Raw genomic sequence first — 17333 nt, forward strand, 5'->3', positions numbered from 1 at the left:
CGCCCTCTCCCTTGTTCTATTCGCGATAAATGCCAATGGTCGGCGTATCGCCGGCATAGCACCAGGCGCGGTACATGCCTTCACTGTTAAACGGTAAAACGACGTTGCCTTCGCGATCGACGGCTATCAGCCCGCCGCTGCCGCCGAGAGCCGGCAGTTTCTCCATCACCACCCGCTCGCAGGCGGAATAGAGACTGAGCTGCCCATACTCCATCAGGGCGGCGATATCGTAGGCCGCCAGGGTGCGCATAAAGACTTCGCCGGTGCCGGTACAGGAGACCGCCACGCTGGCATTATTGGCATAACACCCCGCGCCCGGCAGCGGGCTGTCGCCGACGCGTCCGGGCAGTTTGTTGGTCATGCCGCCGGTGGAGGTCGCCGCCGCCAGATTGCCGGCCAGATCGAGCGCCACCGCGCCGACGGTACCCATTTTCTGGCGTTCGTCGAGGGGAGCGGCGTGGTGGTCGAGGATAATCTCCCCGCCCGCTTTCGCCTCCTGCAGCTGCAGCAGCCTTTCAGGAGTGGAAAAGAGATCGTTATCCACGCGCGCCATCCCGTGGGAGATGGCAAAATTTTCCGCCCCCTCGCCGATCAGTAATACGTGCGGACTCTTCTCCAGCACCAGACGCGCCGCCAGCACCGGATTACGCAAATGTTTGACCCCGGCTACCGCGCCCGCCTGCAGGCTGTAGCCGTCCATTACGCAGGCGTCCAGCTCGTGGGTTTGATCGCGGGTAAATACCGCGCCCATTCCGGCGTTGAACAACGGACACTCCTCCAGCAGCCGAACGGCCTCGGTCACGGCATCCAGCGCGCTGGCGCCCGCGGCCAACATTTTCTGCCCGCTTTCGACGATAGTCGACAGCGCCGCCACATACTCTCGCTCCCGCTCCGGCGTCATTTGCGCGCGAGAAATCGCCCCTGCGCCGCCGTGAATTGCTATAACCGCCTTGCCCATTTCGCCAGTCCTTAACGATGAAGTGGATCGCCCCTGCCCTGTCGTACCGCGGCGCGGCGCCGGTCACGTCATGAATAAGGGTATTGATATCATTATATTGCTGAATGTCTTATACAATTTTTGAATATAGAAAGAGCGGCGGGCGATGTAAAGCCTCGTACCCAGGTGGCATACAGCCCGCGCCGCTTTTCTGCCATAATAGGCGTTTTCGCTGTTTTGCCCGCAGGAGTGACCCATGGATTTTACCGCCGGACTGATGCCGCTCGACACAGCCCTCGCCCAGATGCTCGATCGTATTACGCCGCTGAACGCGACGGAAACTGTACCGCTGTTGCAGGCCTTCTCGCGTGTGACCGCCCATGACATCGTCTCCCCGCTGGATGTGCCCGGCTTTGATAACGCGGCGATGGATGGCTATGCCGTCCGGCTGAACGACCTTCGCGACGGCGCGGCGCTGCCGGTCGCCGGTAAGGCCTTCGCCGGCCAGCCGTTCAACGACGCCTGGCCGTCGGGCACCTGTATCCGCATCATGACCGGCGCGCCGGTGCCGGAAGGCTGCGATGCGGTGGTGATGCAGGAAGAGACTGAACAGACCGAGGCCGGCGTGCGCTTTATCGCGCCGGTAAAAGCCGGGCAGCATATTCGCCGCCGCGGAGAAGATATTGCCCACGGCGCGGTGGTCTTCCCGGCGGGGACACCCCTGACGGTGGCCGAGCTGCCGGTGCTGGCCTCGCTGGGCATTGCCGAGGTCGAGGTGGTGCGCAAGGTACGCGTCGCGGTCTTCTCAACCGGCGATGAGCTGCAGCTGCCGGGTCAACCGCTCGGCGACGGCCAGATTTACGATACCAACCGCCTGGCAGTGCACCTGATGCTGCAGCAGTTGGGCTACGAGGTCATTAACCTCGGCATTATTCCTGACGACCCGGCGAAGCTGCGCGACGCCTTTATCGCCGCCGACCAGCAGGCCGATGTGGTCATTAGCTCAGGCGGCGTCTCAGTGGGTGAAGCCGATTACACCAAAACTATCCTCGAAGAGCTGGGGGAGATCGGCTTCTGGAAGCTGGCGATTAAGCCGGGGAAACCTTTCGCCTTCGGCAAGCTCAGCAGCAGCTGGTTCTGCGGCCTGCCGGGTAACCCGGTGTCCGCCACCGTCACCTTCTGTCAGCTGGTGCAACCCCTGCTGGCGAAACTCTCGGGCAAGCACGGCCCGCTTCAGGCGCCCCGCCTGCGGGTCCGCGCCGCCACGCGCCTGAAAAAGTCGCCTGGCCGCCTCGATTTTCAGCGCGGTATTCTGCAGCGCAACCCGGACGGCGAACTGGTGGTGAACACCACCGGCCATCAGGGCTCGCACATTTTCAGCTCCTTCAGCCTCGGCAACTGCTTTATCGTGCTGGAGCGTGAGCGCGGCCATGTTGAAGCAGGCGAATGGGTCGAGGTCGAACCCTTCAGTCACCTGTTTGGGGGGCTGTAATGACCGTTGAGCTGAGCGATGAAGAGATGCTGCGCTATAACCGGCAGATCGTCTTGCGCGGTTTTGATTTTGACGGCCAGGAGCGGTTAAAAGCCGCTCGCGTGCTGGTGGTCGGCCTCGGCGGGCTCGGCTGCGCCGCCGCGCAGTATCTGGCCGCCGCCGGGGTCGGGCAGCTCACCCTGCTCGATTTCGACACTGTCTCGCTCTCCAACCTGCAGCGCCAGACGCTGCACAGCGACGCCACCCTCGGCCAGCCGAAGGTGGATTCCGCCCGCGAGGCGCTGGCGCGCATTAACCCGCACGTTCGTCTGGTCCCGCTCAATGCCTTGCTGGATGAGACCGCGCTGGCGGCGCAGATTGCCGATCACGATCTGGTGCTCGACTGCACCGACAACGTCGCCATTCGCAACCAGCTTAACGTCGGCTGCTTTCAGCACAAAACCCCACTGGTCTCCGGAGCGGCGATCCGTATGGAGGGGCAAATCAGCGTCTTTACCTATCAGGATGGCGAACCCTGCTACCGCTGCCTGAGCCGTCTGTTCGGCGAAAATGCCCTCACCTGCGTCGAAGCCGGGGTAATGGCCCCGCTGGTGGGCACCATCGGTTCGCTGCAGGCGATGGAGGCGATTAAGCTGCTGAGCGGCTACGGCACCCCTGCCAGCGGAAAAATCGTCATCTACGATGCCATGACCTGCCAGTTTCGCGAAATGAGGCTGATGCGTCACCCGCAGTGCGAGGTATGCGGCTCGCACTGACCCTCACACCGGCGACGAGAGTCGCCGGTGGTTTTGTGACCGCTCTCGTTATTTTCTCCTCTCTGACTTATCCCCATCCCGCTTGTTGATTTGCGTCAACATTACTTTCATTCGAAAGTGTTTTTATATTCATACGCAAACAAGAGAATAAGCCATGATCTTCAACATCCAGCGCTATTCCACCCATGACGGCCCAGGGATCCGCACCGTCGTCTTCCTGAAAGGCTGCTCGCTGGGCTGCCGCTGGTGCCAGAACCCGGAGAGCCGCGCCCGTAGCGAAGATCTGCTGTATGACTCGCGGCTGTGCCTGGCCGGCTGCGAGCTGTGCCAGCAGGCGGCGCCGGCGGTTATCACCCGCACCCTCGATGGCCTGATCATTCACCGGCAAAACGTTAACGACAGCCATATCGCCGCGCTGCGCGACTGCTGCCCCACCACCGCGCTCACGGTGTGCGGCGAGGAGAAGAGCGTCGAGGAGATCATGGCGACGGTGCTGCGTGATAAACCATTCTACGATCGCAGCGGCGGCGGCATCACTCTTTCCGGCGGCGAACCCTTTATGAACCCAACGCTGGCGCAAGCGCTGTTCGAAGCCAGTCATCAGGCAGGCATTCACACCGCCGTGGAAACCTGCCTGCACGTGCCGTGGAAATACATTGAACCGTCTTTACCCTTTGTCGACCTGTTTCTCGCCGATCTGAAGCACGTTGACGAGGCCGTTTTTCAGCAGTGGACCGACGGCAGCGCCCGCCGGGTGCTGGATAACCTGCAGCGTCTGGCGCAGGCGGGGAAAAAAATGATTATTCGCGTGCCGTTGATCCAGGGATTCAACGCCAGCGAAGCCGACATTGCCGCGATCACCGATTTTGCCGCCGATCGCCTGCAGGTCAGCGAGATCCATTACCTGCCGTACCACACGCTGGGAATGAACAAATACCAGTTACTCAGTCAGCCCTACACCGCACCGGACAAACCGCTGGACGCTCCTGAGCTGCTCGCCTTCGCGCAGGATTATGCGCAAAGCAAGGGGCTAACGGCGATATTACGAGGATAACCCTATGACTACCCTGAAGCTCAACACCCTCAGCGCCCGTATCCAGGCCCATAAAATGGCGCTGGTGCATATCGTCAAGCCGCCGGTCTGTACCGAGCGCGCCCGCCACTATACGGAGATGTATCAGCGGCATCTCGATAAACCGATCCCGGTGCGCCGCGCGCTGGCGCTGGCTCACCACCTGGCGGAGCGCACCATCTGGATCAAGCACGATGAGCTGATCGTCGGTAACCAGGCCAGCGAAGTGCGCGCCGCGCCTATTTTCCCGGAATACACCGTCAGCTGGATTGAGAAAGAGATCGACGATCTCGCCGACCGCCCCGGCGCCGGCTTCTCGGTCAGCGAGGAGAATAAACGCGTATTGCATGAAGTGTGCCCATGGTGGCGCGGCCAGACCGTACAAGACCGCTGCTACGGTATGTTCACCGATGAGCAAAAGGCGCTGCTCGCCACCGGCATTATTAAGGCGGAAGGCAATATGACCTCCGGGGATGCTCACCTCGCGGTCAACTACCCCTTGCTGCTGGAGAAAGGGCTCGACGGAATGCGTGCGAAAGTCGCCGAACGCCGCTCGCGTATCAATTTGACGGTACTGGAAGACCTGCATGGCGAGCAGTTCCTGAAAGCGATTGATATCGTGCTGGAAGCGGTCAGCGATCACAGCAAACGCTTCGCCGCGCTGGCGCGCGAGATGGCGACAGCAGAATCCCGCGAATCACGCCGCCACGAACTGCTGACGATTGCCGAAAACTGCGACGTCATCGCCCATGAGCCGCCGAAAACCTTCTGGCAGGCGCTGCAGCTATGCTACTTCATTCAACTTATCCTGCAGATTGAATCCAATGGCCATTCGGTATCCTTCGGCCGTATGGACCAGTACCTCTACCCGTACTACCGCCGCGACGTTGAGTTGCAACAGTCGCTGGATCGCGAACAGGCCATTGAGCTGCTGCACAGCTGCTGGCTGAAGCTGCTGGAGGTCAATAAGATCCGTTCCGGCTCGCACTCCAAAGCCTCTGCCGGCAGCCCGCTATACCAGAACGTCACCATCGGCGGCCAGAATCTGGTGGATGGTAAGCCGCAGGACGCGGTCAACCCGCTGTCGTATGCGATCCTCGAATCCTGTGGTCGCCTGCGTTCTACCCAGCCGAACCTCAGCGTGCGCTACCACGCCGGGATGAGCAACGACTTCCTCGACGCCTGCGTCCAGGTGATACGCTGCGGTTTCGGCATGCCGGCGTTTAACAACGATGAAATCGTCATCCCGGAATTCATTAAGCTGGGCATTGAGCCGCAGGACGCCTACGATTACGCGGCTATCGGCTGTATCGAAACCGCGGTCGGCGGTAAGTGGGGCTACCGCTGCACCGGCATGAGCTTTATTAACTTCGCGCGGGTGATGCTGGCGACGCTGGAAGGCGGCCGCGATGCCACCAGCGGTCAGGTGTTCCTGCCGCAGGAGCACGCCCTGTCGAAAGGCAACTTCGCTAACTTCGATCAGGTGCTGGCCGACTGGGACCGCCAGATTCGTTACTACACCCGTAAATCCATCGAGATTGAGTACGTGGTCGATACCATGCTGGAAGAGAACGTCCACGATATTCTCTGCTCGGCGCTGGTCGATGACTGCATCGAACGGGCGAAAAGCATTAAGCAAGGCGGCGCGAAGTATGACTGGGTTTCCGGCCTGCAGGTGGGTATCGCCAACCTCGGCAACAGCCTCGCGGCGGTGAAAAAACTGGTCTTCGATCAGGGCGCCATCGGCCAGCAGGAGCTGGCGAAGGCGCTGGCGGAAGATTTCGACGGTCTGACCCACGAGCAGCTGCGCCAGCGGTTGATCAACGGCGCGCCGAAGTATGGTAACGATGATGACAGCGTCGACGAGTTGCTGGCGCGGGCCTACCAGACCTATATCGACGAGCTGAAGCAGTATCACAACCCGCGCTATGGCCGCGGCCCGATTGGCGGCAATTATTACGCTGGCACCTCCTCTATTTCCGCTAACGTCCCGTTCGGCGCGCAGACCATGGCGACGCCGGATGGCCGTAAAGCGCATACCCCGCTGGCGGAGGGGGCCAGCCCGGCCTCCGGTACCGATCATCTGGGGCCGACGGCGGTTATCAGTTCGGTGGGCAAGCTGCCGACCGGGGCGATCCTCGGCGGCGTGCTGCTTAATCAGAAGCTGAATCCGTCAACGCTGGAGAACGAGTCCGATAAGCAGAAGCTGATGGTGCTGCTGCGCACTTTCTTCGAGGTGCACAAAGGCTGGCATATCCAGTACAACATCGTGTCGCGCGACACGCTGCTGGAAGCCAAGAAACATCCTGACCAGTACCGCGATTTAGTGGTCCGCGTCGCTGGATACTCGGCGTTCTTCACCGCCCTGTCGCCGGATACCCAGGACGATATTATCGCCCGTACCGAACATACGCTGTAATCCTTCGTGCCCGCTGGCGCTATGCTTAGCGGGCCAACCCTGTTCTGCAGGCCGGAAAAGACATGCCCTTCCGGCATTTTCTGAATGCGCGAACTTTCATTCGAAATAAATTTGTGCTCCTCATCACATTGTAATTAGAATGTTACTGGTCGAAGTTAAGCCAGGAGCACTCTCTTATGACCGTTAAAGTTATCGTCACCGATATGGACGGAACTTTTCTCAATGACGCCAAGCAGTACGACCGCCCGCGTTTCCTCGCCCAGTTTGCGCAGCTCAGGCAGCAAGGTATTGAATTCGTTGTCGCCAGCGGCAACCAGTACTATCAGTTGATTTCCTTCTTCCCGGAGATCCGCGAGCAGATTTCGTTCGTCGCAGAAAACGGCGCTCTGGTTTATGAACATGGCAAGCAGCTGTTCCACGGCGAACTGACCCGCCACGAATCACAAGTGGTGATTGGCGAATTGCTCAAAGATCCGCAGCTCAACTTTGTCGCCTGCGGCCTGCAGAGCGCCTACGTCAGCGATAAAGCTCCGGACGCCTTTGTTGAGCTAATGTCGAAGCACTACCATCGCCTACAGCGGGTGAGCGACTATCACGCCATCGACGATACGCTGTTTAAATTCTCTCTCAACCTGCCGGACAGCGAGATCCCACAGCTGATTGATAAACTGCACGTGTCGCTCGACGGCATCATGAAGCCGGTCACCAGCGGCTTTGGCTTTGTCGATTTGATTATCCCTGGCCTGCATAAAGCCAACGGCATCAGCCGTTTGCTCAAGCGCTGGGATCTTTCGCCGCAGCAATGCGTCGCCATCGGCGACAGCGGCAATGACGCCGAAATGCTGAAGCTGGTGAAATACGCTTTCGCCATGGGTAACGCTGCCGACAGCATCAAGGCCATCGCCGGCTACGCTACCGACGATAATAACCATGACGGCGCGCTGAACGTTATCCAGGCCGTCCTCGATAACACCCCGCCCTTCAACGCCTGACCCTTCGCCGGGGCATCGCGCCCCGGTTTTCCATTTTGTGCGCCGCAGCAAGATTTTAAACTTGCATTAACTCCATTTTAACTTAAATTAACGTGTGTAAGATTTGATACTTTCGAATGAAAGATACAGCGAGGTTATTATGGCTGCTCTCCCGACCCACGAAACACTTCCCGCCGATCACAAAGCGGCGATTCGCCAGATGAAACAGGCCCTGCGGGCGCAAATTGGCGACGTCCAGGCGGTGTTCGATAAGCTCTCGGCGCGCATCAGCGAGCGGCTGCAGGAGATTGAGACACTGAAAGCCGCAGGCCAGGAGGTTTGGCCAACCGTTCCGTTCCGCGATATCGCCGAAGGAACAGTGAGCGATGAGCAGCGCGCGGCCATTAAGCGCCGGGGCTGCGCGGTGATTAAAGGCCACTTCCCACGCGAACAGGCGCTGGCGTGGGATACCGCGATGCTGGAATATCTGGATCGCAATCATTTCGATGATGTTTACAAAGGGCCTGGCGACAGCTTCTTCGGTTCGCTGGAGGCTTCGCGCCCGGAGATCTACCCGATCTACTGGTCGCCCTCGCAAATGCAGGCGCGGCAGAGCGATGAAATGGCGGCAGTGCAATCTTTCCTCAACCGCCTGTGGCGTTTTGAACAGAATGGCAAACGCTGGTTCGATCCGGACGTCAGCGTGATCTATCCCGACCGCATCCGCCGCCGCCCGCCGGGAACCACTTCGAAGGGGCTGGGGGCGCATACCGATTCCGGCGCGCTGGAGCGCTGGCTGCTTCCCGCCTATCAGCAGGTTTTCGCCAACGTTTTTAATGGCAATATCGACGCCTACGACCCGTGGGACGCCGCGCACCGTACCGAAGTGGAAGAGTATACCGTCGACAACACCACCAAATGCTCGGTGTTCCGCACCTTCCAGGGCTGGACCGCGCTGTCGGACATGATCCCGGGTCAGGGGCTGCTGCACGTGGTGCCAATCCCGGAGGCGATGGCTTATGTGCTACTGCGCCCCCTGCTCGACGATGTGCCGGAAGATGAGCTGTGCGGCGTCGCGCCGGGCAGAGTGCTGCCGATCTCTGAGCAGTGGCACCCGCTCTTGATTAAAGCGTTAAGCTCGATTCCAGCGCTGAATGCCGGGGACTCCGTCTGGTGGCACTGCGACATCATTCACTCGGTGGCGCCGGTGGAAAATCAGCAGGGCTGGGGAAATGTGATGTACATTCCGGCCGCGCCGATGTGCGAGAAGAACCTCGCCTACGCGCAGAAAGTGAAAATCGCCCTGGAAAAAGGCGCCTCGCCGGGGGATTTCCCGCGCGAGGACTATGAAGCCAGCTGGCAGGGGCGCTTCACCCTGGAGGATCTGAATATCCACGGCAAACGGGCGCTGGGTATGCCGGTCTAATCGTCATACAGCCCCTGCGGCTCGACGGCGGTATGGCCTTTGCCCGGCCGGATCCGCCGTACCGAATCGCGTACCACCAGCGTGCCATGCAGCAGTAGCGAGCCGTGCGGCGCCTCCGGGCGCAGCAGGCGCTGCTGCAGGAGATGCACCGCCTCGCTGCCCAGCTCATCCCGCGGCACATGCACCGCGGTCAGCGGCACCTCCTGAATCGCCGCCAGATTAAATCCGTCAATGCTCATCACCGAGACATCCTGCGGCACCCGCAGGCCACGCTTTTGCAATGCGCTGACGGTGCCGGCGGCCATAAAATCGCCGCCCACCAGGAAGGCGGTGGGCAACGGCCTGCCCTGTAAGCCGTCAAGCCAGGCGCCCACCTGCTCTTCCGTCTCTCTGGCGCTAAAGTTGGCGACGCTGATAAGATCCCGGCTGGCGGTAAAGCGCAGATTACGCGCGCGCCACGCCTCCTGAATCCCCCCCAGCCGCAGCTCCATGGTATAGCGGCGCAGGCACATCACGTTCATCACCGCCCGATGCCCCATATCAAACAGATAGCGGGCCGCGCACTGGCCGATCAGCCGATGATCGGGAGCGATGGACGGCAGCCGCATCCCTTCATCCCGACAGTTGATCAATACGCAGGGTTTGCCCAGATCCGCCGCCAGGCCATGAATATGCGGATCGTCGATCCCCAGCAGCACCGCGGCCTGGGTCTCAGGTTCATTCATGCGGGCAAGAAACAGGTTGGCGTCGCTGTCGTTCTCATCCAGCGCGCAGTAGCGCAGGCGCACTTCATGCGCCGCCAGCGCGTTATTGATACTCTGGATCACCCGGTAGTAGAAGATATCCGATCGCTCATCGAATGCGCGCTGCGGGGCAAACACCAGCAGATGATTGAGCAGCAGACGCCCGGCGGCCAACCCCTGCATGACACCCAGCTCGCGGGCGCAGTCCAGCACCGCCCGGCGCGCCTTGTCGCTGGTATTCGCTTTCCCGGCCAGGACGCGTGAAACGGTGCTGGGCGATAGCCCGGTGCGGGCGGCAATTTCGGCGACGCGCAGCTTTTTATCCATTTTGTGATCCAGCTCCGATTGAAAAATGAAAGAATTTTCATAATCGCCAAAGCACACGTTACAAGCAAATTCCGCTGTCAAATATGCGATCTCGCTCATTTCATGAAAAAAGTTGCATAAATAGCGCTTTGCCAGACGATTTTTCTGCCCTAGCCTGAATTGGTCCAACATCTCCCATACTAGTTATACCAATGATGTTGAGATTAAAAATAGACTATTCAAATAGTTAAAAAAAACCATGTGACCACTCAGGGAAAGAGGTCGTCACTTTCCCCCTACAAACGTCTTGTGGAGTGTGCTATGAGTCAAGGCCTCAACAATGATATCGCCGTCAGCAAAACGCGCCGGGTAGTGAAAAACCTGCGCTGGTGGGTGCTGGTCCTGTTTTTACTTGGCGTTACCGTCAACTACATCACACGCAACTCGCTGGGAATTATCGCGCCGGAACTAAAAGCGACCCTCGGCATTACTACCGAACAATACTCGTGGATCGTCGGCGCGTTTCAGCTGGCTTACACGATTTTCCAGCCGCTGTGCGGCTGGCTTATCGACGTCATCGGCCTGAAGCTTGGCTTTATGATCTGCGCCACCCTGTGGGCGCTGGCCTGTATCGCCCACGCCGGGGCCGGTAGCTGGCTGCACCTGGCTATGTTGCGCTTCTTTATGGGTGGGGCCGAGGCGGCCGCTACTCCGGCCAACGCCAAAACCATCGGCGAATGGTTTCCGAAATCTGAACGCCCGATTGCCGCCGGCTGGGCTGGCGTTGGGTTCTCCATCGGCGCGATGCTGGCCCCGCCGATCATCTACTTCGCCCACGCCTCCTTCGGCTGGCAAGGGGCGTTTATGTTTACCGGCGCGCTGGCGCTACTGTGGGTAATACTATGGTGGGCCTTCTATCAGACCCCGGAAAAGCACCCCAATCTCAGCAAAAGCGAGCTGGAGTACATCAAACAGGATAACGAAGCCCCGCCGGTAAAACAGCCCTTCTTTACCGCGCTCAAAACCGTCTCGAAAAATAAATGTTTCTACGGGATCGCCATTCCCGCCTTTATGGCCGAGCCCGCCTGGGCGGTGCTGAGTTTCTGGGTGCCGCTGTACCTGGCGAAAGAGCACGGCATGGATTTGAAGCAGATCGCCATGTTCGCCTGGCTGCCGTTTCTCGCCGCCGATCTCGGCAGCGTGGTCAGCGGCTACCTCACCCGCCTGTATGTTCGCTGGTTCGGCTGTACGCGAGTGAACTCGGTGATCGCCAGCTCGGTAACCGGCGCGTTCCTGATGCTCTCCCTGGCCCTCGTCGCCATCACCCGCGATCCCTATATCACCATCATCCTGATCTCCATTGGCGGCTTCGGCCATCAGATCATCTCCTGCATGCTCAGCGCGCTGGTGGTGGAGTCTTTCGACAAGGGACAAATGGCGACGGTCAACGGTATGCGCGGCTCCGCAGCGTGGATCGCCAGCTTCTTGTTCTCGTTATTAATCGGGGTGACCGCCGACAAAATCGGCTTCAACCCGCTATTTATCGCCATGGGTTTCTTTGACCTGATTGGCGCCGTTTTCCTGGTGGCATTTATTGCTGAACGTCGCGCCAAGCGCGCCTGAGAGTGGATGTAAGATATGAAGACGCTGAAACACTGGAGTTTGCATCAACAGCTGGAGCATCACGTTGAACTGACGGTCGATGGCCAGCACACCCTGTGCCTGTACGTACTGGAAGAGAATTTGTTCCGCGTCCTGCTAAAACGCCAGGGCCAGCTGGCGCTGGATCGCACCTGGAGCATCGCTCCGCAGCAGGATGTGCCGTGGGAAGGCCGCGCCCGGGATGACCTCAGCGGTTTTAGTCTCCCGGCCTGGCAGCTGACCCGGGAGGGCGATACGCTGACTATCGCCACCCGCCAGCTGCGCGTCACCGTTCACCAGCCGCTGTGGCTGGAGTGGAGCTATCGCGACGAGGCCGGCGAATGGCAGCCGCTTGCCAATGACCGTCCGACCAGCGCCTATCTGGCGAATGCCCACGGAGACGGCGTCGCCCATTATCTGAGCCGCCGCAAAGATGAGCGTTTTTACGGCCTGGGCGAAAAGGCCGGCGACCTGCAGCGCACCGGTAAACGCTATGAGATGCGTAACCTCGATGCCATGGGCTACAACGCCGTCAGCACTGACCCGCTGTATAAACATATTCCGTTCACCATCACCCAGCGCAGCGATATCAGCTACGGCCTGTTCTATGACAACCTGAGCAGCTGCTGGCTGGATCTGGGGAACGAGATCGACAACTACCACACCGCCTATCGCCGCTGGCAGGCGGAAGCCGGCGACATCGATTATTACCTGTTTACCGGTAAGCAGGTGCTGGATGTGACCAAAGCCTTCGTTCGCCTGACCGGTAAAACGCTGTTTGGACCCAAATGGAGCCTCGGCTACAGCGGCTCCACCATGCACTATACCGACGCGCCGGATGCGCAAAATCAGCTGATGAACTTTATCCGCCTGTGCGAGCAGCACGCGATCCCCTGCGATTCGTTCCAGCTCTCTTCCGGCTATACCTCAATCAACGGCAAGCGCTACGTCTTTAACTGGAACTACGACAAGGTGCCGCAGCCCAAAGTGATGAGCCAGTCGTTTCACGATGCCGGGCTGAAGCTGGCCGCCAATATCAAACCGTGCCTGCTGCAGGATCACCCGCGCTACGGCGAGGTGGCGGAGCGCGGTCTCTTCATTCGCGATTCGCAAACTGACGCTCCGGAGCGTTCCAGCTTCTGGGATGATGAAGGGTCGCATCTCGATTTCACCAATCCGCAAACCGTGGCCTGGTGGCAGGAAGGCGTGACCACCCAGCTACTGGAGATGGGCATCGATTCGACCTGGAACGATAATAACGAATACGAAGTATGGGACGGCGAAGCCCGCTGCTACGGCTTTGGCCGCGAAATCGCCATCAAACATATTCGCCCGGTGATGCCGCTGTTGATGATGCGCGCCTCGCTGGAAGCCCAGCAGCGCTTTGCGCCGCAAAAGCGCCCATATCTGATCTCCCGCTCCGGCTGCGCCGGGATGCAGCGCTACGTCCAGACCTGGAGCGGCGACAACCGCACCAACTGGGATACGCTGCGCTATAACATCCGCATGGGCCTGGGGATGAGCCTTTCCGGGCTGTTTAACGTCGGCCACGACGTCGGCGGTTTCTCCGGCGATAAACCCGAGCCGGAACTGTTTGTGCGCTGGGTACAAAATGGCGTCATGCATCCGCGCTTTACTATTCACTCGTGGAATGACGACCAGACGGTAAACGAAGCATGGATGTATCCGGCCATCACTCCGGCGATCCGCTCAGCCATTGAGCTGCGCTACCGCCTGCTGCCCTATCTGTACACTCTGCTATGGCAGGCGCATGCTGATGATGAGCCGATGCTCCGCCCGACCTTCCTCGATCACCAGCACGATGCGCAGACCTTCGCCGAATGCGATGACTTCCTGCTGGGCCGCGACCTGCTGGTGGCCAGCGTGGTCGAGCCGGGCGCCCGCCAGCGTGAAGTATGGCTGCCGGATAATCAGGCCGGTTGGTACGATTTCTACAGCCATCAGTGGTTCGCCGGCGGCCAGTGGGTGATGCTGGACGCGCCGCTGGAAAAACTGCCGCTGTTGGTCCGCGCCGGCGCTGGTCTGCCGCTTAGTGAACGTATCAGCCATGTCGATGCGCAAAAAGACGATAGTCGCGAACTGCAGCTGTTCCCGCTGAAAGGTACCGGCTCAACCCGCGGTCTGCTGTTTGAAGACGACGGCGAAAGCTGGGGCTATAAACAGGGGGATGCGCTATGGCTGGAGTGGGAAATGACCTGCAGCGCCAGCAGCATAAACCTGGATATCAACGCCCGCGGCAACTATCGCCCGGCGTGGAAAGCGCTGAAGCTGTCATTACCGGTAGGAGAAAAGCGTAAGCTGCTGGTGAATGGCGTTGAAGGAACGGAGTGGAGGTTCTGACCATAGGCCGGTAGTTTCAGCCAGCATGGTAAATAAATTAAAAGCAGGCCGTACGGACCTTGGTTACTGTTCTCGGTTTGCAACGGTTTTGGTCCGGGAAAAACAGTTGTTTTTTATTATTTCAGAGCAGATTGCGCTCCCGATATTTCTTCTGCGTTATGTCTCTCATGGCGCCGGGAGCGCACAGGGGGCGGCCAGTCGCCGCCGCCCCCTGTACCCCCAGGCTCTGGCCGCCAAAATCGCCACTTCGTGGTACCTTCGACTTATCCCTGCAGGCTTCGGGTCGGGCCGAGGCAGCGTCCGTGCAAAACACGGCCCTCAGCCCGCATCCATGCGGGCTGCCCCGGCCTTCCGGGAACGTCTCAGCGATTTTGAGGCCACCAACACCGGCAGTTTCAGCCAGCGCGGTGAAGACATTAAAGGCAGGTCGCAAGAACCATAGGTCGGGTAAGGCGTTAGCCGCCACCCGACAAAAAAACGGCACCGCGTGTCGCCCGGGTAAGGCGTAGCCGCTACCCGGGTAACGGACAGGGATTACTCGATACCTTTGCTGCGCAGGTAGTCTTCGTAGTTGCCGCTGAAGTCGATCACGCGGTCCGGAGTGATCTCCAGGACGCGGGTCGCCAGCGAGCTGACAAACTCACGGTCGTGGGAGACAAAGATCAGGGTGCCCTGATACATCTCCAGCGCCATGTTCAGCGATTCAATCGACTCCATATCCAGGTGGTTGGTCGGTTCGTCCATCACCAGGATGTTTGGCTTCTGCATCATCAGCTTACCGAACAGCATGCGCCCTTTCTCGCCACCGGAAAGCACCTTCGCCGGCTTTTTGATATCGTCCTGGCTAAACAGCAGACGGCCGAGGATGCTGCGTACTGCCTGCTCGTCATCGCCTTCCTGCTTCCACTGGCTCATCCATTCGAAGACCGTTAGGTCGTTTTCGAACTCGTACTCATGGTCCTGCGCGTAGTAGCCGATTTGCGCGTTTTCAGACCATTTCACGCTGCCGTTGTCCGGCTGCAGTTCGCCTACCAGGGTTTTCAGCATGGTGGATTTACCCACGCCGTTGGCGCCCAGAATGGCGATCTTTTCGCCCACTTCCAGCAGCAGGTTGACGTTTTTGAACAGCGGACCTTCATCAAAGCCTTTGGTAAGGGCTTCCACTTCCAGCGCGTTACGGAACAGTTTCTTATCCTGCTCGAAGCGGATAAATGGGTTCTGACGGCTGGAGGCTTTAACCTCTTCCAGCTTGATTTTGTCAATCTGGCGCGCGCGCGAGGTGGCCTGACGCGATTTAGAGGCGTTGGCGCTGAAGCGGCTAACGAACGACTGCAGGTCCGCAATCTGCGCTTTTTTCTTGGCGTTGTCCGCCAGCAGACGCTCACGCGCCTGGGTGGCCGCGGTCATGTATTCGTCGTAGTTGCCCGGATACACGCGCAGCTCGCCGTAGTCGAGATCCGCCATGTGGGTGCAGACCATGTTCAGGAAGTGACGGTCGTGCGAAATGATAATCATGGTGCTGTCGCGATCGTTCAGCGTCTGCTCCAGCCAGCGAATGGTGTCGATGTCCAGGTTGTTGGTCGGTTCATCGAGCAGCAGGATATCCGGATTGGAAAACAGCGCCTGCGCCAGCAGGACGCGCAGCTTCCAGCCCGGCGCGACTTCGCTCATCGGGCCATAATGCTGTTCAACCGGAATGCCGACGCCGAGCAGCAGTTCGCCGGCGCGCGCTTCCGCCGAGTAGCCGTCCATTTCGCCATATTTGACTTCCAGGTCGGCCACTTTGTAGCCATCTTCTTCGCTCATCTCAGCGAGGGCGTAGATGCGATCGCGCTCCTGCTTCACTTCCCACAGCTCGCCGTGGCCCATGATGACCGTATCCAGCACGGTGAACGCTTCAAAGGCAAACTGATCCTGACGCAGCTTACCGATGCGCTCGTTCGGGTCGAGAGAAACGTTGCCCAGCGTCGGTTCGAGATCGCCGCCGAGGATCTTCATAAAGGTCGATTTACCGCTGCCGTTGGCGCCGATCAGACCATAACGGTTGCCGCCGCCAAATTTAACGGAGATATTTTCGAACAGCGGCTTACTGCCAAACTGCATGGTAACGTTGCTGGATACTAGCACGGGGATATCCTGAAAAAAGAGTATGAGGGGTGTGATACAGCAGACATTATGCCAGCAAATGACACACTTTTCACGGCCTGCGGTAAATTCCACCGCGGCGCTTGTGCTAAGGTCTTTGTCAGATGAGCCGGAAACCCGCGCTCAAACGGTTATTCTGTACGTATTTATAAGGAGTCCCATGACCAGCAGCCTATCGCGACACCCGGCTTTTTTATCCCTGCAGGGCGGCATCAATTTTCGCGACCTGGGCGGCCAGCTTGCCGCCGACGGACGCCGCGTCCGCAGCGGCAAGCTATTGCGATCCGGCGCGCTAAACCGGTTAACGGCGGAGGATCTCAACCACCTCGATACTTTGCCGCTCAGCCGGGTGCTCGACTATCGCGACCCCGGAGAGGTAGCCCGTACTCCGGACAAGCTTAGCCCGCTTACCCATTATCTTAACGCGCCGGCCAATCCGCCGGTGAGCGAGGTAAATGCGAAGGTCACCGAGCTGAATGCCGCCACCCTTAACGCGCTGAACGGCGAGCAGTTTATGCTGCAACTCTACCGCCAGCTGCCGTTTAACAACCCGGCCTATCGCCAGCTCGCCGCCTGGCTGACCACGCCTTTTGAAGGCGCTTTACTGCAACACTGCGCGGTCGGCAAAGATCGCACCGGCGTCGGCTGCGCGTTAACGCTGTTCGCCGTCGGCTGCGACAGCGAAACGGTGATGGAGGAGTATCTCCTTACCCACGGCATGCTGACGCAGGTGGAGGCCTGGATGTTGGAGCTGCTCGGCAACGACCTCACTGCCCAGGGGCGCCAAAGCCTGGCGGATATTCTGACGGTAAAAGAGTCCTATCTCGCCGCCGCGCTGTCGGCTATTCACCAGCGCTATGGCACCGTCGACGCCTGGCTGGCGGCAGAGTACCAGCTTACCGCGCCGGTTCGCGCCGCGCTGCAGGCCCGGCTGCTGGAAGAGTAACCGCCCGTTACCCGCGCGGCGAGCGATGCTTCGGCCGCCTGCCGGACCGCGGCAGCCGAGGCGACAGGGAAAAAAATGTGATTTCGTACACATCTGATTTACCTGTTCAGCGGAATGCA

11 protein-coding genes and 1 pseudogene are annotated in these 17333 nt (G+C 59.5%); 9 read left to right on the forward strand and 3 right to left on the reverse strand.

What is annotated here, in order from left to right; translation table 11 throughout:
* Positions 1–16: 16 nt before the first annotated feature.
* Positions 17–958: a beta-aspartyl-peptidase gene (iaaA, locus tag KB890_RS06100; RefSeq protein WP_004147725.1), complete on the reverse strand. Its 942-nt coding sequence runs from the start codon at positions 956–958 to the stop codon at positions 17–19.
* A 235-nt stretch (positions 959–1193) separates the two neighbouring features.
* Here iaaA and moeA point away from each other — a divergent pair, with 235 nt between their 5' ends.
* From moeA to KB890_RS06130, 6 genes are all read left to right on the forward strand, one after another.
* A complete protein-coding gene (gene moeA, locus KB890_RS06105) occupies positions 1194–2429 on the forward strand; it encodes a molybdopterin molybdotransferase MoeA (RefSeq protein ID WP_004176735.1) in 1236 nt (411 codons plus the stop codon).
* Positions 2429–3184: a molybdopterin-synthase adenylyltransferase MoeB gene (gene moeB / locus KB890_RS06110; RefSeq protein WP_004141998.1), complete on the forward strand. Its 756-nt coding sequence runs from the start codon at positions 2429–2431 to the stop codon at positions 3182–3184. The genes moeA and moeB overlap by 1 nt, the downstream gene beginning before the upstream one ends.
* A gap of 154 nt (positions 3185–3338) precedes the next feature.
* Positions 3339–4238: a glycyl-radical enzyme activating protein gene (locus KB890_RS06115; protein WP_004183492.1), complete on the forward strand. Its 900-nt coding sequence runs from the start codon at positions 3339–3341 to the stop codon at positions 4236–4238.
* Between the two features lie 4 nt (positions 4239–4242).
* Positions 4243–6675 carry a formate C-acetyltransferase/glycerol dehydratase family glycyl radical enzyme gene (locus KB890_RS06120; RefSeq protein ID WP_004893251.1) on the forward strand — a complete coding sequence of 811 codons (2433 nt, stop codon included), beginning with the start codon at positions 4243–4245 and terminating at the stop codon, positions 6673–6675.
* Positions 6676–6851: 176 nt separating this feature from the next.
* On the forward strand, positions 6852–7667 hold the full coding sequence (locus KB890_RS06125) for a Cof-type HAD-IIB family hydrolase (protein WP_004212174.1): 816 nt from the start codon (positions 6852–6854) through the stop codon (positions 7665–7667).
* A 139-nt stretch (positions 7668–7806) separates the two neighbouring features.
* Positions 7807–9072 (forward strand): DUF1479 domain-containing protein, encoded by a 1266-nt coding sequence (locus KB890_RS06130; RefSeq protein WP_004176744.1) that lies wholly within the window; start codon positions 7807–7809, stop codon positions 9070–9072.
* Here the strand turns inward: KB890_RS06130 and KB890_RS06135 are convergent.
* On the reverse strand, positions 9069–10199 hold the full coding sequence (locus tag KB890_RS06135) for a LacI family DNA-binding transcriptional regulator (RefSeq protein WP_004219745.1): 1131 nt from the start codon (positions 10197–10199) through the stop codon (positions 9069–9071). The two genes, KB890_RS06130 and KB890_RS06135, sit on opposite strands and share 4 nt — an antisense overlap.
* 243 nt (positions 10200–10442) lie before the next feature.
* Between KB890_RS06135 and KB890_RS06140 the strand changes: the two genes are divergently transcribed.
* The gene (locus KB890_RS06140; protein WP_020325091.1) at positions 10443–11744 is read left to right on the forward strand and encodes an MFS transporter; all 1302 of its coding nucleotides are present in this window, start codon (positions 10443–10445) and stop codon (positions 11742–11744) included.
* A 15-nt stretch (positions 11745–11759) separates the two neighbouring features.
* Positions 11760–14123, forward strand: a complete 2364-nt coding sequence (locus KB890_RS06145; protein ID WP_017880318.1) for a glycoside hydrolase family 31 protein — start codon at positions 11760–11762, stop codon at positions 14121–14123.
* Between the two features lie 534 nt (positions 14124–14657).
* Here the strand turns inward: KB890_RS06145 and KB890_RS06150 are convergent.
* Entirely contained in the window at positions 14658–16250 is a 1593-nt protein-coding gene (locus tag KB890_RS06150) for an ABC-F family ATPase (RefSeq protein WP_002895876.1), read from the reverse strand.
* A 48-nt stretch (positions 16251–16298) separates the two neighbouring features.
* On the opposite strand from KB890_RS06150, the pseudogene KB890_RS06155 reads away from it, so the two are divergent.
* Positions 16299–17214 (forward strand): annotated as a pseudogene (locus tag KB890_RS06155) (tyrosine-protein phosphatase).
* Positions 17215–17333: the final 119 nt, after the last annotated feature.

This window comes from Klebsiella sp. P1954, from assembly GCF_018199955.1.
GTDB lineage: Bacteria > Pseudomonadota > Gammaproteobacteria > Enterobacterales > Enterobacteriaceae > Klebsiella > Klebsiella pneumoniae.